This is a genomic window from Vibrio sp. 1401 (assembly GCF_033340295.1).
In genome coordinates, this window is record NZ_JAWOWF010000015.1 from 1 (window position 1) to 16,537 (window position 16,537).

Sequence of the window (16,537 nt, forward strand, 5' to 3'; positions counted from 1 at the left end):
GCATCAGACTCGGCTGCTTAAGCTTCTTGGTGTTCTGTATGAAGCAGTTTATTCCTAAATTGGCTGCGGAATCTCGGGAATATAAGAGAAAAAATGAAATTAAATATATCTGCTCAATCAATAAATTCTAATAACTACGAGCACATAATCCCTAGCTGAGAGGTTGAGTCAGCACTGAAATGTCATTACATGAAGCCATTTATCGGACAACACTTCATAGGGACAGCGTGTGGAGTCACACACTTCGGGGTATTTGTTGAGTTAGGGAACCGAACCGAAGGTCTCATTCCTTTATCAAGTTTCCAAAATGGTGAGTTCGAATTTGATGCAGTCAAACAAAAAATTTCCAGCCAGAGCGCCACGTTTACTTTAGGAGCTAAAGTGCACGTGTTGGTTAAAGACGCCGATTCGAGACAAAGAAAGATCATGTCCAACTTAAAAGACGCGGAACACGCGGTAGGTTAGCCTGTTTTAGGTTACTTTCTAATCCATTAATCAAAAATAAAAAATAAGCTTTTAATACCGCAATTAACTTGTGACATTTCGCTGACATCGACTCATTCTAAAACCCTAATATCTGACAAAGGAAACGAATCTAATTTTTGTTTCCAGACACCATCGCAGAGTGTATTTCCAGCATTCTGTTTGCCTCGAGAGGTTCTTATGACAGCCTAGGATCTCTCGAGGCTTTTTTGCATCTATTCAAACCACCTGATTCTACATCACAACTATTATCCCCTACACAAGTTGTACTTTTTAACTAGTGCACTAGATCGCGAACTCTGATTTAAGCAACTGATCACACAACCACTTCTAAATTTTGGGTATAAAAGTATCAATACTTTCGTTAACTAGGATGTAAATAATGAAAAACTCGTTTGATCTCACTATGCCCAACGAAGAAGGATACTTTGGTGAATACGGTGGTAGCTTTGTTCCACCTGAGCTTGAACAAATCATGCATGACATCAACGCAGCTTATGAGGAATGCAGCAAAGATCCTGAATTTAAAGCGGAACTCGCTCGCCTGTATAAGCACTTTGTTGGACGACCTAGCCCAATCTTCCATGCGGAAAACTTGTCTAAAAAATACGGAGCAGACATCTACCTAAAGCGCGAAGACTTAAACCATACAGGCGCACATAAAATTAACCACTGCTTAGGGGAAGCCATTCTCGCTAAAAAGATGGGTAAGAAGAAACTAATTGCAGAAACTGGCGCAGGGCAACACGGTGTTGCGCTTGCTACAGCCGCGGCATTGGTTGGCTTGAAATGCGACATTTACATGGGTGAAGTTGATATCGCCAAAGAACATCCGAATGTCGTCCGCATGAGAATCCTTGGTGCTAATGTCATTCCTGCCACTCATGGGCGCAAAACCCTCAAAGAAGCGGTAGATTCTGCATTCGAAGCTTATCTGAAAGATCCTGATACACAACTTTATGCGATAGGCTCTGTCGTTGGCCCTCACCCATTCCCTAAAATGGTACGAGATTTCCAATCAATTATCGGTAACGAAGCACGAGTTCAATTCAAAGAAATGACCGGCAAGTTACCCAATAATCTCGTCGCATGCGTTGGAGGTGGTTCTAACGCGATGGGGCTATTTACTGCTTTCTTAGAGGATGAACAAGTCGCCATTCACGGCGTTGAACCTGCGGGCCGCTCTTTGCAAAAGGTTGGCGAGCATGCTGCAACACTCACACTCGGTGAGCCAGGTATCATGCACGGATTTAAGTCTTACATGCTTAAAGATGCGCAAGGCGAACCTCAGGAAGTGTACTCTGTAGCAAGTGGCTTGGATTACCCATCGGTTGGGCCTCAGCATAGTTACTTAAAAGACATTGGCCGTGTCAATTACGGCTCAATCAGTGATGACGAAGCGATTGATGCCTTCTTTGAGCTGTCTCGTGAAGAGGGAATAATCCCTGCTATTGAATCCTCACACGCTGTCGCTTACGCAATTAAACTCGCACAGCAAGGAGAAACCGGCTCGATTTTGATCAACTTATCAGGCCGTGGTGACAAAGACATTGATTTTGTCGTTGAACACTACGGCGCAAAATACGGCATTGAATCACTCATATAGCCTAACTCCGTAGCCTAACCCTACATGCAAAAAGCTACCTGGTACTAGGTAGCTTTTTGTTTTTGTCTACTATTTTAAGAAGCAAGTCCCTTTACTCACTGCTCTCACTATACCTTTAGAGCATAATTCGATTAACCGATAAGAGCTGGAATGCCTGGAAGCTGACCAACAATAGCAAGGGAGCCTGCACATACGATAAACGCAGTGCCAGGAATCAGATATTTATCTTTGCGCGATAGTTCGTTAGCACGCTCATGGTCGCCGATAAGCCCGAGGTTATCCAACAGCATCGTGATTGCCCAACCGAAGACTGGATTAACGAATGCACAGGCAAAAATACAGATACCTGCACTGAGTGAATCTTTATGCTTATGGATCATCTGCATACCCGCTTCAAGGAGTGGTAAGAATACACCCACAATCAAAGCAACGCGCAGAACAGGTTCCCACATTGCTAGATCCATTGGGTAGCCAATTACCGCCGCCGCAATACACATGAAACCCGTCAACAGAGCGCCACCTGGAATAGGACGCTTGGCAATTGCGGCAGGAATCATGTACGTTCCCCAAGAAGAAGCTAGGTTTCCGCCCCCTAAGAGTGAACCAACCCCCTGACGAACAGATGCTCCGACCATCGTGTCGTCGACATCCATGAGTACACCTTTCGCTTCTTTTGGGTAGTTAAGTTCTTGAAACACACGATGGCCGAGATAATCAGGGGACCACATAGCGACTGCCAGTAGAGCAAATGGAGTCACGGCAATAAAGTGCTCTAGGGTTGGCCAGCCTAGCTGCCAGCCTGTATCTTCCCCCCACCAGTAGAATGGACTGAAATTAGGTAGGCCCGGTTCTGTGGTAAAAGCAAACTCAGCGCCCATCAAATAAGCAACAATACCCGCGAGTGCAGAGCACAATGGGATAGCGAGCCAACGTTTATTGATCTTGGCTAAGTAAGCGTAAACCATAACGGTTAGGCCTATGACCACAAACGAAATGTAACCTTGGTCCGTACTTGCAGCCCACGCTTCCGTCTTATTAATTTGCCCGAGCAACCCAACGGCACCAAGGTAGATCAACAACCCTCCTCGAACCCCGATACCAGTAAGAGTCATGAGTTTAGAGCCACCTTTGGTTAAGGCGAGAATTAACCCAAAAACACACACCATCAAACCTAGCGCGAGAGGGTGCCCTCCTGCAGCTGCAATCATAGGAATCAGCGGTATCATTGGGCCATGGGTTCCCGCTAAGTTTGCATTCGGGTTTAGGATGGCAGAAAACAGTATGACGAACAGGGCTCCAGCGATAAGTAATTCGTAACGCACGTTTTCTGCGATGAATTCCGGAGATAAACCAAACTGAGCAGCAAAAGCGGAAACCATGGCAGTGACCATAACCACTTTACCAATGGTTGCTGCTAATGCCGGTACCCAGTCTTCGATTTCAATACTGTAATCACGTGAAGGCAAATGAATTCCCCAGCGACGGAAACTCATGACGGTTAAATCATGATTTAGAAAGTCTTCTCGGCTTTCAAATTCATGCGGTTTTTTGCGCACATCCCTGTAAAAAGTCTTACTTTTGTCAGACATTGAGTCATCCTTTTATGTTTCAACGTTGAACTACGTCAACTAGAGTTTCGCTTGGTAGACAGGCCTTCGACCAATACGAGACAACACCCACATCAAACTTCTAGGCCATACTAAGAAAGCGGCATGAACCAATTTTGATTTTGAGCTTATTAAGCATGTGTTGCTATGGGTAGGAATATTAGACATTAGTAAAAGAACAACAAAAATCTCACTTATTACACAATAATTTAACATCGAGCTGGGACGCTTGAACTTTTAAGAGTCATTTTTGAGCAGAGAGCCAAGTAGAGCGGCCAATTCCGATTTATACTTTCAAGGTAGAGAGCACTGTGCTCGCATCCATCGCAAAGTAACTATAGATATCTCTACATTGTATACTTTGTTAAACTCCGCCCTTTAATGAGTAAGGCCCTTAAAAATGATGACTGACGAAGAGAGAATCGAGCTGCAACAGAACAATCCACTGCACGGATTAAAGCTAGAGACTATGTTGCAAGAGTTAGTGGATTTTTACGGCTGGGACATTCTAGATACAGCAATGCGTTTTAATTGCTTTAACACTAAGCCTTCGATTGCAAGTAGCGTGAAGTATTTAAAGAAAACCGAATGGGCGAGAGAAAAATTAGAAAACTTTTACCTTTATCGCTTTAAGCGCATGCCACGCGCGAGCGAAGAAGAATACAACTTACCACCAAGAGCTCGTACCTTCCCTCATGGCCTTGAACCTAAAGAGCCAATGCCGCTAACCGTTGACTCTATTCTTAAGTCACAAGCCAAAGCAGCGTCTGCATTTAAAAAGCGTTCACCTCGCGGACGCCCTGCTCGTCGCCAATAACACTATCTTGAAAAGCAATAGAGCCCTACTGGTAGCTCCAGCAGGGCTCTATTGTTCTTTAAAGGAATGGCTAGAAGCGAAGACTCAAGCTAGTGAGCATTCCTTTTCTCTAACAACTCCCGTAAGTAAACTCACATGTAGTTTACGTTTTCTATTGATTACGCTTTTTCTTCTTTTTACCCGTACCTGCCGGCTTCGCTCGCGGCTTCATTGGTAAAAAGTAGGCTTCACTCTGATCGTCTTCCACTTCAAAACCGACTACCTGCTCGCGTTCAAGTTGGAACTTATTTTTCTTTTCTATCACTTTGAAATGGTGGTAGTCGTCGTAATCGATAAGAGATAATCCTAAACCTACTTCACCAGCACGACCACTACGACCGATTCGATGCATATAATCAGCAGGGCTACGCGGAAGATCGAAGTTAATCACCACTGGAAGTTTTTCAATATCAAGGCCGCGTGCTGCGATATCAGTGGCAATAAGAACTTGAATCTCGCCAGACTTAAAACCGTCAAGGACACGAGTACGAGCGCCCTGCCCTTTATCACCATGGAAAACTTCAGCGGTAATACCGCGTTTTGACAGCTATTGAGCTAAATGGTTACAGGCATTCTTAGCATTCACAAAAATCAAAGTCTGTCGCCACTGATGCTGTTTGATTAAGTGCGCGAGTACCGCCGTCTTCTCACCTTTATTTACACTAAACACGCGCTGCACCAAAGTGCTGGCTTCTGCGCTCTGCAACTGAACATCAACAGGGTCGCGGAGCAACTGCTGAGCCAGCGTCGTGACTTTATCAGGGAAAGTAGCAGAAAATAACAGCGTCTGTTTCTTCTCTGGTAGTAACGCAAGAATCTTATTGAGTTCTTCGGTAAATCCGAGGCTCAACATTCGGTCGGCTTCGTCAAGAACAAGCGTTTTTACTTGGTCCAACTTAATCGCGTTACTGGATACCAGATCAAGTAATCGACCCGGCGTTGCAACAATAATGTCACAGCCACCACGAAGCGCCAGCATTTGTGGGTTCACCGATACACCACCAAATACGGCAACCGTTTTGATCTTATCTCTGAGATGGTATGAGTAAGATTTGACGTTATATGCCACCTGTGATGCCAACTCACGAGTTGGTACTAAAATCAGGTGGGAAACGAAGTTGCCACGGCGATTGTTTGATTCGTCTTGCTGAACAATTTTTTGCAAGATTGGCAGCGAAAAAGCAGCGGTTTTACCAGACCCCGTATTGGCACCACCAATAATATCTTTCCCTTCAAGGATATCAGGAATAGAACGGGATTGAATGGGCGTCGGTTGGCTGTATTCCAACGCTTCTAGTCGCTCGACTAATGTTGGAATCAGGCCAAGATCGGCAAATGTCGCTTGCTGTGTTTTATCTGTCATTACGATGAGTGGCTCAGTGCTAGTAAAGGCCGTGTATCTTATGCTATTTCGCGTCTGGATGTTAGAGATAATGGCCCAAACAGAAGATTGGTGAAAGAAGCACTATAGAGTTCAGGAATTTCCTTTCACTAACATGAGTTAATGGTTTCGATAACCAATACTCTACGACCAAGATGGTAGCGTTCGCGACAAGCAAAGGGAAAAGGAGCCAGGCACTCTGACTCCTGTAAAGCAAAATACAGCTTGAGAAAACCCTATAGCTTATAATTGGACAAAAATGCGTTACGACAAATAGAATATTAGCAACTAATGGATAACTTCAAGTATTGAGAGCTAGCGCATGACATGTACATACGCTAGCAGGGTGCTTGTGCCAAGAGCTTGAAAGATGATTTAATCGCACGAACTAGGGTCTAAAACATACGTCCGACTTGAGGATTTTAATGTAAGTTCTTGTTCAGAAGTACATTCAATATAGTCATATTGCTTTATTTTTTCTCTCGTGTTGTTATCTAACCATATGGCAGAGGCAATAGAACTTAATACTATTATCGCTATAGAATATAGCCCTGTTTTTGTCGAAAATGGTACTTTTAGTAATAGTTCTGTTGACCTGTGTAGCATAGCTATGGGAATGATCGCTATAAAACCAAATATTAGAAGGCCTACAAAAGAAGCAACATTGTTCACTAAACCTGCTAGTTTTACTTTAGGAATGATACCGATTGAGTTGTTAATGCTAATTAACTCATTAATTGAGCTGTAGCTCAACCACACCATAAAAACCATAAGAGGCCAACTAGCCATCACTTTAAGCCAACGCTTTATCTTTAGTCTTCGGTTAAATTTTTCATTAGAAATCATTAATAGTTTTCTCTACTTGATTCTTCATCGGTTCCGTAAATTTAAATTGGTCATCTAGTTTAGATATTTCCTTTCCTACAATAAACGCAGTAACAGCGAAAATACCAAGTGTTAGAGCGGTTGGCACAACAAGTACCGTACTTAATGTTGCGACTCCCAGAATAGTTATTCCTTGAGCGATAACTCCTGCGGCAATGCCCTTAGATATATCCGCTGTAAATTGGCCGACCACTTCACCTAGCGTTTTTTCATCATGTAGAATGTAGTCAACCGCATTAACCGCACCACTAAACACAAGTTCAACATAGATGTTGCCTTTCAAGAAACTGACATTGCCTTGAACAGTATTTAGAGCATGACCAATTTTAAGCATTTGTGGTGTTGCTTCTTGCCAACGGATACCTAGGTCTAAATATTTAGGCTTGTAGTTCTCAACCACAATATTCATTACACCATTGATATTGACAGCTTTAGCGGTTGCCCCCAACCGCCAAGCTCTTTAGCGACCTCATAAGCGCCTTTAAGCCCCATGCCTACGCCAGTGTAGTCCTTGCCGTTCGAAAGTTGTCCATGCGAGTCTTTGATGAGCAAGTCTAAATACTCGTTACCTTCTTCAACAGTCAGTACCGCAATACTCACGTTCTCTTGTTGAGAGGTGTCCCACTGATATTCTTTAGCTTGCTTTTGTAAATCATCGTTCCATTCTTTTTCTGTTAGGTCGTAAGCTTGTTGGACCGCTTTGCGTTCAGCAAGAACGCGCTCTCTATTTTCAGCCCATCGTTTCTCATCGCTCGCGGTAGATCTCAGCTCTTCCTGACGTTCTCAGCGTTGACGTGCTGCTCGTTCTCTAGTGGTTTCTTGTCTTTCTTCTGGGGCTACAGGAGAGGATTCATATCTCATGGGAGTCGGTTTTACTGATAAATAAAAAGGATAATAACAATATTTTCAGTGATTTATCATCCCCAACAAGATTGCATGATGATTTAACCAATTAAATAGGCAGTTTGACTAATCAAACAAGCACAATGAAGGCTCAATAGTGTTGAGTTACATTCAATCGGATAACTTTTCGTAGGGTAAAACGTACGAACCAAATTTTGTAGAGTATTTATTCCAGTTCTTTTTTGGGGCATAAAGAGTTAGCCTAACGGTCTGGCTCTTTTGAATGAAAAAATAGTCTGGTGGGAGAACTTGTAAGGCTGTGGCAGGTTACACTCACTTACTCCTTAGGCAGGTGACCAGTTTCCTTCGCAAGCTTTTGCATCGCCTCGGCAAACGTTGTTGTCCCGCCTTTAGCTTTAAGCTGTATTACCTTATATCCCAACTTTTCCAACGCTTGGCGCTCTGCCAAAACAGCTTTGTCATTGTGTTGGCTACCTTGAGCTGGCTGATGAATGTAACATCCCTCTAGTTTACCATCTTCGACCAATTGGTGATGTTTCAGTGCATCGATATCAAAATTCATAATAAGTCTTTTCATTAAGAGTGGGAGTTTCTGTGGCTAGTTACATACGCTTCAAAGGCTTCACGACACTATCTAAGCCTTCAATTTTGAGCGCTAAACATAGCTTGAGCAAATCCCCTAGCTCGCCGCTTGGCCAGCCCTTTTTATCAAACCACAGTAAGTATTCTTCAGGCAGGTCGATTAACACTCGCCCTGCATATTTCCCAAATGGCATTTGCATTCTAGCGAGTTTAATGAGGTTTTCTTTTTCTAACATAAGTGACAGAGAGTTAAGGTAACTCGTCCAAGGGTAACACTGGTTCTCCCTCCTCACCAGCAAATCGCAGTCACGTTTATTTTTGGCGGCCTTGACTCGCTTTATGCTAGAGTACGCGGCATAAAAAATGAGAACGAGAAAGCAATGAAGTCACCTTGTCGAGCTGCATGTAAAAATAACGCCGGAATATGCTCTGGTTGTCACCGAACGATGGATGAAATCATCCAATGGAAAGACAAAACCGATCTCCAACGAGATGCGATTATCGAACAAATCGCAGGAGAAGATTCAACGCACAGTTGTCCTGAGTGCGGGACTCAAGCCCATTGTGATATCGCCGCAGGCAAAGAGACATGCTGGTGCTTTACTATAGAAACCCGTGATTTACCCAAGCCAAGCGCCAACCAGCTGTGTTTGTGCCGAAAATGTCTAGAAAAAAAGCCAGTCGCGTAATACGACTGGCTTACTGATCATCGTTTTCTGACTGGTGTTTATTTAGCGGTTAAAGCGGACGCTTCAAACTTAATGCCTTCCCACCCTGTCACCATAAAATTACGAATATTCTGGTGATCGCTGTTCTCTGGATACTGCAATACATCTTCACGATAAAAACGGCCAAAGCAGGCTAGCGTCGCTTCTTTGTCTAGGTTGTTTAGCAAACCGAAAGCGAAGATCTTACACGAACCGTTGTTCTCGCCTGCATTGTTTTGTGTCTCACCATTTACAAAAGCGGTTGGCTCAAACGTATAGTTATCTTCGATCACCGCCATCGTTGCTTCAAATTCGACCTGCTCTGGTGACGCTGCCAATAAATCTAAAAACGATTTTAATTCCATTATTCCTCTATCCCTACTTCATCATATTGATGACACATTAGTTTCATAAAAAGCCAATATAAGAGTCATCAATCATACATATATTCAGAGCCTTACCAAATCACACGTCATTCAGCGCTCTATCATTCCAGTTGCGGAAATGGACAGCAGCATAAAACCCATGCTGATTGACAACCTATCGGATTGATAAGGAGATATCATGATCACCCCTTTAAAGGCAATCGGTGCACTCGCATTGTCATCACTTGCCATCGCGTGTTCATCACAACCCGAAGATACCGTGGCTTCATTCGCTACACAATGCAAACCTACCACTGCGCCCGTTACTGGGGAAACTTCAATTCAAGGGTTAACGTTTATCGGGACATCCGTTGCTGATGCTCCATTCGATACATCGGCAGCTGAAATCGTGAGTTATGACGCCTGTACAGATAAGCTCTATGTGGTGAATGCTCAAGCAAAACGTATCGATGTACTTTCTATGGATGACAACGGCGTACCAACGCAAAGCGCATTCATTGATCTCAACAGCGCTGGCGAAGCAGCGGGCATTGAAATTGGCGCAGCAAACAGTGTCGCTGTATTCAATGGTTTGGTAGCTGTTGCGATTGAAAACAGTAATAAACAAGCGAATGGTATTGTTGGCTTGTACCGCTCCGACGATTTGTCATTAGTCATGACGTTTCCAACTGGCGCATTGCCAGACATGGTTGACTTCTCGAAAGATGGCCGATACATCGCAACCGCTAATGAATGAGAACCAAACAGCGATTACAGCATTGACCCTGAAGGTAGTATCACTTTGATCGATCTGAGCCTTGGTGTTACTCAAGCAGAAGTGTCACAAATTGGCTTTAACGAATTTGATGATTCACGAAAAGCAGAGCTTCCAAAGAATGTGCGTATTTCGGGGGCAAACGCCACCATCGCACAAGATCTAGAGCCGGAATACCTCACTTTTGCAGATAACGGCAAAATCTATGTCGCGCTACAAGAAAATAACGCCATGGCAATCGTCAATCCAGAGAGCAAATCAGTAGAGCGAATTGTTGGCTTGGGTGAGAAGTCTTGGTCGGGCGCTAAACTCGATGCATCCAACAAAGACAAAATCCTTGGGAACTTGAAAAGCTACCCACAACTGGTTGGCTTATTTATGCCTGACACTATCGACAGCTACTCAGTGAATGGGAGTACTTACATCGTATCGGCAAATGAAGGCGACGGGCGTGAGTACGGATTCAAAACCACTCAAGAACTGTGCGACAAAGCTGGCTTTATGTGGGATGAAGACGATTACCTCGGTACAGATGAATATACATCTGAGCAAGGAACCTGTTTAAGCCATATTGATGAAGTGCGCGGTAAGAAGCTGAAAGTGGCAGCAGAACACCCATTGGCAGAGGCACTAAAAGACAACAAACAACTCGCGCGTTTAAAAGTGATTAAGCCGGAACAAACGCTTTCTGCACAAGAGAATGTTCAATCATTTGGCGCGCGTTCATTTTCGATTTGGGATGAAAACGGCAAGTTGGTCTTCGATAGTGGTGACGATTTCGCGACTATCGCGCTGCTGAATGAAGGCAAGAACTTCAACAGCACCAACGATAACAATAATAGTGGCGATGACCGAAGTGATGATAAAGGTATTGAGCCAGAGGCGATTGAAGTAGCACAAATTAACGGTCGTCATTACGCGTTTATCGGCTTGGAGCGTCAAGGCGGTATCATGATTTATGACATCACAGACCCGAAACAAGCGCAGTTTATGCATTACGTAAGCCGCCGTGATTACAATCAGCCAGTATGTACAGAAGTCGAAGATGGCGAATGCATGAATGACACATACAATCCAAAAGCAGGCGATTTAGGTCCAGAGTCCATTAATTACTTTACCCGTAACGGTGGTCATTTTATCGTCGTTGGCAATGAGGTATCGGGCACGACATCCGTCTTCCGAATCAATCTATAAAGTAATGTAAAAGTCATTTAGAACCAAAACGCCCGACATAAGCCGGGCGTTTTTTGTATGAGGTAATGTCCTACTCTGCCGATGCTAGCGAGTCACACTTTGATGCGCAGATAAAATCGTTTTTATGCAGACCTTTGATAGAGTGACTCCACCACGTTACGGTAACCTTACCCCATTCCAACAAAATAGAGGGATGGTGGAACTCATCTTCTGCCAGTTCCGCGATTTTGTTACTGAAAGCCCATGCTTGTTTGAAGTTCTTAAATTTATACACCTTTTCTAGTTGAGGTATGTCTTCTCTTTCAATGATCTGCCAATCAGACAATTGCAGCAGCAGAGATTGTTGTTCTTCTTTGCTTAGTGCAATGGCATCGATACTACAAGCTTCGCATTTTTGTTCATTCAACATGAGCAGGTTCCTTTGGTTCAAAAAGTGGAGGAAGCAGTCCAGCTTCAATCGCTAGATCGGCTTGTTTCAATAAATTTAACTGACTGATTTTAAAAAGCTGAGAAAAGTCATCAATCACGTAGTACTTCGGTTGCATGATGTCGATACGATAAGGCGTTCTCAGCACTGTTTGTAATTCAAATGGGTCGCGAATTGCTACATCACTCTCTAATGCGTAGAGGGTTTCGCCAGGAGATGAAAGAATACCACCACCGTAAATTTTGGTTTTGTCCCCTTCTTTCACCAAGCCAAACTCTACGGTAAACCAGTAGAGGCGAGCGAGATAGGCTCTTTGTTTTGGGGTAGCGGCTTGCCCTAGTTGACCATAATGCTCGGTAAATGCAGCAAAGTCTGGGTTGGTTAACATCGCGCAATGACCAAATATTTCGTGGAAGAAATCTGGCTCCTGTAAGTAATCGAACTCATCTCTTGTACGCAAGAATGTGGCGACTGGAAAGCGCTTATTACCGAGTAGATTAAAAAATCGGTCGAAATCAATAAGCGCGGGAACGGGCTCCACTTGCCAACCTGTTGTCTCCATCAAGACACGATTAATTTCTGGTAACTGAGGAACGCGGTCTTGAGGTAAATCAAGCAGCGTCAAACCGTGTAAATAAGCCTCACAAGCTCTGTTTTGGATCACACCCATTTGTCGTGTTACCAAATCTCGCCAAATGGCGTCTTCTTCACGGCTCCATTCAACCCTGCCTTCCTGGTTTACGGGTTTAGAACGATACTGGGTCATGGCTCATCTCCATTAACAAATCCTTTACATTAAGCCTATCTGTAGTCTTAAGAGCTTCCAATCCCTGCGCGATTTTCTCAGCATCATCCCGATGTAACATATTGTTTACAACTCATCGTAACTGCATGATTTTTATGACACGATATAATATCTGGCTTGTTTGACTTTATCGTGTATTCCTCTCAAACTAAAACCTGTTATCACTTTGTTATAGAGGGACCTATGCGCGAGAGCAGCAAAGTATGGCAACCGAGCGAAAGTCGTATCGAAGAAGCCAACATTACATAGTTTATTGAACACATTAATCGACAAGGAAATACCCTTGAAAGTTTCGCTGATCTGCATCAATGGTCACTCGATCATGTAGAAAAATTTTGGCAGGAAGTTTGGCTATTCTGCGACGTCATTGGCACTCAGGGAGAGACCATAAAAGAGCGAGCAGAAAGTCGCTGGCAGCAACCCGTCGAAAATAGGGATATAAAATGGTTCCCAAACGCGCAAATTAACTACGCCGAAAATTTGCTAACCTACGCGTGTCACCAACCCGATGATCTCGCGATTTGGTTTGAAAATGAACGTGAAGAAAAACAGACCTACACATGGAAACAATTGTGCGAAGAAGTTTCGAGTGTGCAGCAATGGTTGAAAGAATGTGGAATTAAGCAAGGTGATGTCGTCGCTGGTTATTTACCTCACCTACCTCAAACGGTGATAGCTATGCTAGCAACCACCAGTTTAGGGGCGACCTGGACTTCCACCTCACCTGATTTTGGCGTCGAAAGCGTTTTGGAGCGCTTTGGTCAAGTGAAACCCAAAATCCTGTTTACTTGTGATGGCTATACATTCAATGGCAAAACTTTCGATATGTCTGAGAAAAACCAGCATATTGCGGATCATCTTGATGGTCTTAAACAAGTTTGCCAAATTAGCTACCTTAAACCACACATTTTTGAATGCGATGTCTGCACCCAAGATTGGCAAAATGTCCTGAATCAATACACCCCCGAAGCGTTGACTTTTACTCGTGTGAATTTTAACGATCCGCTATTTGTGCTTTATTCTTCAGGCACAACAGGCAAACCGAAATGCATCGTTCATTCCGTCGGCGGAACGGTGCTTGATCACTTGAAAGAGCATCAACTGCATTGCGATATCCAACCGAACGACCGAGTGTTTTATTACACGACCTGCGGTTGGATGATGTGGAACTGGCACGTTTCTTCACTCGCGAGCGGTGCATGTTTGGTGATTTTTGATGGTAGCCCTGTTTACCCCACTCATGATGTGCTCTGGGACCTCGCAGAACGAGCCGAAGTGACGCTGTTTGGAACCTCAGCAAAATACCTAGAGGCGCTGGAAAAAGCATCTTTTTCTCCGCAGAATAGTGATGCATTTCCAAGTCTGAAAACCATTTTCTCAACGGGCTCTGTTCTGTATCCAGAACAGTTTGATTATGTCTATCAGCACATTAAAGAAGATGTACACCTCGCCTCGATTTCTGGCGGAACAGACATTTGTGGCTGCTTTGTTCTGGGCAACCCTATTTCTCCCGTTTATCGGGGAGAGTGCCAATCAGCAGGGTTAGGGGTTGATGTCCGAGTCTTTAACCCACAAGGTAATAGCGTAATGGGAGAGCGCGGTGAGTTGGTTTGTGCCAATCCATTACCCAACTTCCCTACTGGCTTTTGGAACGACACCGGTGAGAGATATCATCGCGCTTATTGGGATAAATTCGACAATATTTGGCACCACGGCGATGATGTTGAACAGACCAGCGTTGGGGGATACGTGTTTTATGGTCGAAGTGATACCACGTTGAATCCCGGTGGCGTAAGAATCGGCACGGCCGAAATCTATCAGCAAGTGAACTGTATAGACGGTATTCTAGATTCGATCGCAGTAGGAAAAGAAGTCGATCGCAACGAACAAATATGGCTGTTTGTCCAATTAGTCAAAGGGGAAGAGCTCAATGACGAGATGATCGCTTCCATCAAAGCACAGCTAAAGTCTGCATGTTCTCCAAGGCATGTACCTAGTGCGATTTACGCAATAAGCGATATACCTAAGACACGCTCAGGAAAGCTGGTCGAGTTAGCCGTTAAGCAAGTTGTTAACAACCGAAACGTCGAAAATTTAGGCGCAATAGCCAACCCTGAAGTGCTGGAGGAGATACGCAGGATAGTCGTCTCAAAATAACCTCCGAAGACTTAGTTGTTCGAGTATGTCCTTGCCTGCACCATGACGACTTGTTTAGAGCAAGTGAAGTTACACATACCCTCAGCAGATAAGAAAAAAGCGAGCTTGTTAGCTCGCTTTTGTCAATTTTTGTTCTTTATTCAGCGGTATTAGCGACGACCAAGCCCCATTAATACCGACATTGTTTTACCATCAGATGTAATGTCAAAAACGTGTCGCGATTCAACTTCAGTAAAACCCGCTTCTTTCAGTGCACGCTCAGACTTCGCAAGGGTAAAACCGTCTTGTTCACATTCTGCAATCCAATCAAAATGAACAAAATAGCCGCCGTGGTTAAGTAGAGAATGCGAGATCGTTAATGACGCGTCTAAGTCTTCCACGAACGCTAAAACTGATGATGCAACCACCAAGTCGAACTGTCCACGAAACGCAGGGTGCTGAGCAACCAAGCCGCGAGATAGTGCATCTACCACAGGTTCTACGTTGACGAGCTCTTTTTTATCGAGTTCCTCAATCATGGCTTCCGATGCGTCTAATGCTACGATGTCTTTAACCATCGGTGACAATCGTTGACTTAACTGCCCTGTTCCGCATCCAAAATCTAGTACTTTAATGCCATCAAGCTGAGTTAGCTGTTGTAACTGCTCAAACACCGACTGCGCAAATTGCTCTGTTGCTGGATTTGATTCCCAGTTTTTTGCTAAGCCGTCCCAATCTTGTGCCATCGTGGCCTCCATGTTCACTTTTTGTAACCCACATAGATTACCGCAAAACCGTTAAAAGACCATAGACTTATCTGGCGGATTCGCGTTTTTTTCGATAATCTTTCATGGCTTTGGGAGCGCATCTGCATAATACCCAAATTATTTGAATTCATTTATTGGTTGTGTCAAATCATGAACTTAACTCAAGTAGAAGCCTTCTGCACCATCGCTGAGTGTGGTTCTGTTTCTGAAGCGGCAAGGCAACTCGACTGCAATCGCACCAAACTCAGTATGTCGATTAAGGCATTAGAGAAAGATCTCGACGTTGAATTGTTTAACCGAACTGGCAACCAGCTCACCCTCTCTGAAGCTGGGAAAGCCATTTACAAAGATTGCGAACACCTACTTATCATCGCACAACGGGTCAGAAAGACCTGCGCTCAAATCTCGGAAGGGTTTAACGCGGAAGTTTGGGTAGCACGTGACGACTCCTTACCTGATGATCTCTGGCAAGAATTATCTCATACATTGAATAACCGCTTTCCTTCAACAACCTTCAACTTAATCTTGGCATCCAGTGGCGACTTAGCCAACTTGGTCAGTACCCACCAAGTAGATTTTGCTTTCGGCGTTGATTATGAGCGAGTAGACGATCCTCGTATCGTATACAACCCGTTAGGCAAGATACGTATGATGTCAGTATGCAGTGTAGAACACCGCCTAAGTAAGATGCGCCGTGTCTCAGACGAAGATCTACGTAGTCAAATGCAAGCACTAATGGTGTACCTAAATGAGAAAGACAACCCTGAACTGCAACCTTTCTCGACTCGATATATTGGTTTTTCGAGTTTTGACTACATGCTGAACACCATCTTAGAAGAAGACGCTTGGGGCGTGCTTCCAGAACCATTAATCCGCCATTACCTTCGTCAGCAGAAGCTCGCCGTTATCAAACACACATACGGATTGACGCAAGAAGACTACTGTATGTTTTCACCTAACGGCCATGCTGAGCATCCTGCAATGACGTGGTTAGCAGATAAATTGAGCGAGTATTTATTTGACTTCTAAACATTTTATCAGTGAGCGTCAATTTTACTGACACCAAAAAACAACAGTAAGTCGTTGTTTTGTAAGAA

General features: G+C 44.0%; 12 protein-coding genes and 5 pseudogenes. 7 read left to right on the forward strand and 10 right to left on the reverse strand.

The window, feature by feature from the left end; translation table 11 throughout:
• Window positions 1-159: 159 nt before the first annotated feature.
• Window positions 160-465, forward strand: a pseudogene (locus R7Z77_RS09835) (S1 RNA-binding domain-containing protein); the annotation flags it as partial.
• 400 nt (window positions 466-865) lie between these two features.
• Window positions 866-2,089: a tryptophan synthase subunit beta gene (gene trpB, locus R7Z77_RS09840; RefSeq protein ID WP_005375643.1), complete on the forward strand. Its 1,224-nt coding sequence runs from the start codon at window positions 866-868 to the stop codon at window positions 2,087-2,089.
• Window positions 2,090-2,220: 131 nt separating this feature from the next.
• Here the strand turns inward: trpB and R7Z77_RS09845 are convergent, their stop codons facing one another.
• Window positions 2,221-3,678 carry a DUF3360 domain-containing protein gene (locus tag R7Z77_RS09845; protein ID WP_053303744.1) on the reverse strand — a complete coding sequence of 486 codons (1,458 nt, stop codon included), beginning with the start codon at window positions 3,676-3,678 and terminating at the stop codon, window positions 2,221-2,223.
• A gap of 418 nt (window positions 3,679-4,096) precedes the next feature.
• On the opposite strand from R7Z77_RS09845, the gene R7Z77_RS09850 reads away from it, so the two are divergent.
• Entirely contained in the window at window positions 4,097-4,513 is a 417-nt protein-coding gene (locus R7Z77_RS09850; protein WP_005375544.1) for a VF530 family DNA-binding protein, read from the forward strand.
• A 151-nt stretch (window positions 4,514-4,664) separates the two neighbouring features.
• On the opposite strand, the pseudogene R7Z77_RS09855 reads toward R7Z77_RS09850, so the two are convergent.
• The 5 genes and pseudogenes from R7Z77_RS09855 to R7Z77_RS09880 all read right to left on the reverse strand — a co-directional run bounded on the left by R7Z77_RS09855 (window position 4,665) and on the right by R7Z77_RS09880 (window position 8,500).
• A pseudogene (locus tag R7Z77_RS09855) lies at window positions 4,665-5,915 on the reverse strand (DEAD/DEAH box helicase).
• Window positions 5,916-6,308: 393 nt separating this feature from the next.
• Window positions 6,309-6,779 (reverse strand): hypothetical protein, encoded by a 471-nt coding sequence (locus R7Z77_RS09860; RefSeq protein ID WP_017821094.1) that lies wholly within the window; start codon window positions 6,777-6,779, stop codon window positions 6,309-6,311.
• Window positions 6,769-7,679, reverse strand: a pseudogene (locus tag R7Z77_RS28900) (hypothetical protein). Before R7Z77_RS28900 ends, R7Z77_RS09860 begins: the two are co-directional and overlap by 11 nt.
• A gap of 319 nt (window positions 7,680-7,998) precedes the next feature.
• Window positions 7,999-8,244 (reverse strand): hypothetical protein, encoded by a 246-nt coding sequence (locus R7Z77_RS09875; RefSeq protein ID WP_033906842.1) that lies wholly within the window; start codon window positions 8,242-8,244, stop codon window positions 7,999-8,001.
• A gap of 40 nt (window positions 8,245-8,284) precedes the next feature.
• Window positions 8,285-8,500 (reverse strand): DUF3820 family protein, encoded by a 216-nt coding sequence (locus tag R7Z77_RS09880; RefSeq protein ID WP_005375557.1) that lies wholly within the window; start codon window positions 8,498-8,500, stop codon window positions 8,285-8,287.
• A gap of 144 nt (window positions 8,501-8,644) precedes the next feature.
• On the opposite strand from R7Z77_RS09880, the gene R7Z77_RS09885 reads away from it, so the two are divergent.
• On the forward strand, window positions 8,645-8,953 hold the full coding sequence (locus R7Z77_RS09885) for a cysteine-rich CWC family protein (RefSeq protein ID WP_080276966.1): 309 nt from the start codon (window positions 8,645-8,647) through the stop codon (window positions 8,951-8,953).
• A gap of 38 nt (window positions 8,954-8,991) precedes the next feature.
• Here R7Z77_RS09885 and R7Z77_RS09890 read toward each other — a convergent pair whose 3' ends face one another.
• Window positions 8,992-9,336: a HopJ type III effector protein gene (locus tag R7Z77_RS09890; RefSeq protein ID WP_017634382.1), complete on the reverse strand. Its 345-nt coding sequence runs from the start codon at window positions 9,334-9,336 to the stop codon at window positions 8,992-8,994.
• Between the two features lie 199 nt (window positions 9,337-9,535).
• Between R7Z77_RS09890 and R7Z77_RS09895 the strand changes: the two are divergent.
• Window positions 9,536-11,305, forward strand: a pseudogene (locus tag R7Z77_RS09895) (choice-of-anchor I family protein).
• Between the two features lie 70 nt (window positions 11,306-11,375).
• Here the strand turns inward: R7Z77_RS09895 and R7Z77_RS09900 are convergent.
• The gene (locus R7Z77_RS09900; RefSeq protein ID WP_053303750.1) at window positions 11,376-11,714 is read right to left on the reverse strand and encodes a 4a-hydroxytetrahydrobiopterin dehydratase; all 339 of its coding nucleotides are present in this window, start codon (window positions 11,712-11,714) and stop codon (window positions 11,376-11,378) included.
• On the reverse strand, window positions 11,704-12,498 hold the full coding sequence (phhA, locus tag R7Z77_RS09905) for a phenylalanine 4-monooxygenase (RefSeq protein WP_053350625.1): 795 nt from the start codon (window positions 12,496-12,498) through the stop codon (window positions 11,704-11,706). The genes R7Z77_RS09900 and phhA overlap by 11 nt, the downstream gene beginning before the upstream one ends.
• 222 nt (window positions 12,499-12,720) lie before the next feature.
• On the opposite strand from phhA, the pseudogene R7Z77_RS09910 reads away from it, so the two are divergent.
• Window positions 12,721-14,694 (forward strand): annotated as a pseudogene (locus R7Z77_RS09910) (acetoacetate--CoA ligase).
• A gap of 149 nt (window positions 14,695-14,843) precedes the next feature.
• Here R7Z77_RS09910 and R7Z77_RS09915 read toward each other — a convergent pair.
• Window positions 14,844-15,419 carry a class I SAM-dependent DNA methyltransferase gene (locus R7Z77_RS09915; RefSeq protein ID WP_054728907.1) on the reverse strand — a complete coding sequence of 192 codons (576 nt, stop codon included), beginning with the start codon at window positions 15,417-15,419 and terminating at the stop codon, window positions 14,844-14,846.
• Between the two features lie 171 nt (window positions 15,420-15,590).
• On the opposite strand from R7Z77_RS09915, the gene R7Z77_RS09920 reads away from it, so the two are divergent.
• Entirely contained in the window at window positions 15,591-16,469 is an 879-nt protein-coding gene (locus R7Z77_RS09920; RefSeq protein ID WP_053307827.1) for a LysR family transcriptional regulator, read from the forward strand.
• Window positions 16,470-16,537: the final 68 nt, after the last annotated feature.

Bases quoted from the DNA above. Each gene is read 5' to 3' on its own strand.
- R7Z77_RS09915 (WP_054728907.1), bottom strand. From the start codon at position 15,419: ATGGCACAAGATTGGGACGGCTTAGCAAAAAACTGGGAATCAAATCCA.
- R7Z77_RS09875 (WP_033906842.1), bottom strand. From the start codon at position 8,244: ATGAATTTTGATATCGATGCACTGAAACATCACCAATTGGTCGAAGAT.
- R7Z77_RS09890 (WP_017634382.1), bottom strand. From the start codon at position 9,336: ATGGAATTAAAATCGTTTTTAGATTTATTGGCAGCGTCACCAGAGCAG.
- R7Z77_RS09880 (WP_005375557.1), bottom strand. From the start codon at position 8,500: ATGTTAGAAAAAGAAAACCTCATTAAACTCGCTAGAATGCAAATGCCA.
- R7Z77_RS09885 (WP_080276966.1), top strand. From the start codon at position 8,645: ATGAAGTCACCTTGTCGAGCTGCATGTAAAAATAACGCCGGAATATGC.
- R7Z77_RS09920 (WP_053307827.1), top strand. From the start codon at position 15,591: ATGAACTTAACTCAAGTAGAAGCCTTCTGCACCATCGCTGAGTGTGGT.
- R7Z77_RS09900 (WP_053303750.1), bottom strand. From the start codon at position 11,714: ATGTTGAATGAACAAAAATGCGAAGCTTGTAGTATCGATGCCATTGCA.
- trpB (WP_005375643.1), top strand. From the start codon at position 866: ATGAAAAACTCGTTTGATCTCACTATGCCCAACGAAGAAGGATACTTT.
- phhA (WP_053350625.1), bottom strand. From the start codon at position 12,498: ATGACCCAGTATCGTTCTAAACCCGTAAACCAGGAAGGCAGGGTTGAA.
- R7Z77_RS09850 (WP_005375544.1), top strand. From the start codon at position 4,097: ATGATGACTGACGAAGAGAGAATCGAGCTGCAACAGAACAATCCACTG.
- R7Z77_RS09860 (WP_017821094.1), bottom strand. From the start codon at position 6,779: ATGATTTCTAATGAAAAATTTAACCGAAGACTAAAGATAAAGCGTTGG.
- R7Z77_RS09845 (WP_053303744.1), bottom strand. From the start codon at position 3,678: ATGTCTGACAAAAGTAAGACTTTTTACAGGGATGTGCGCAAAAAACCG.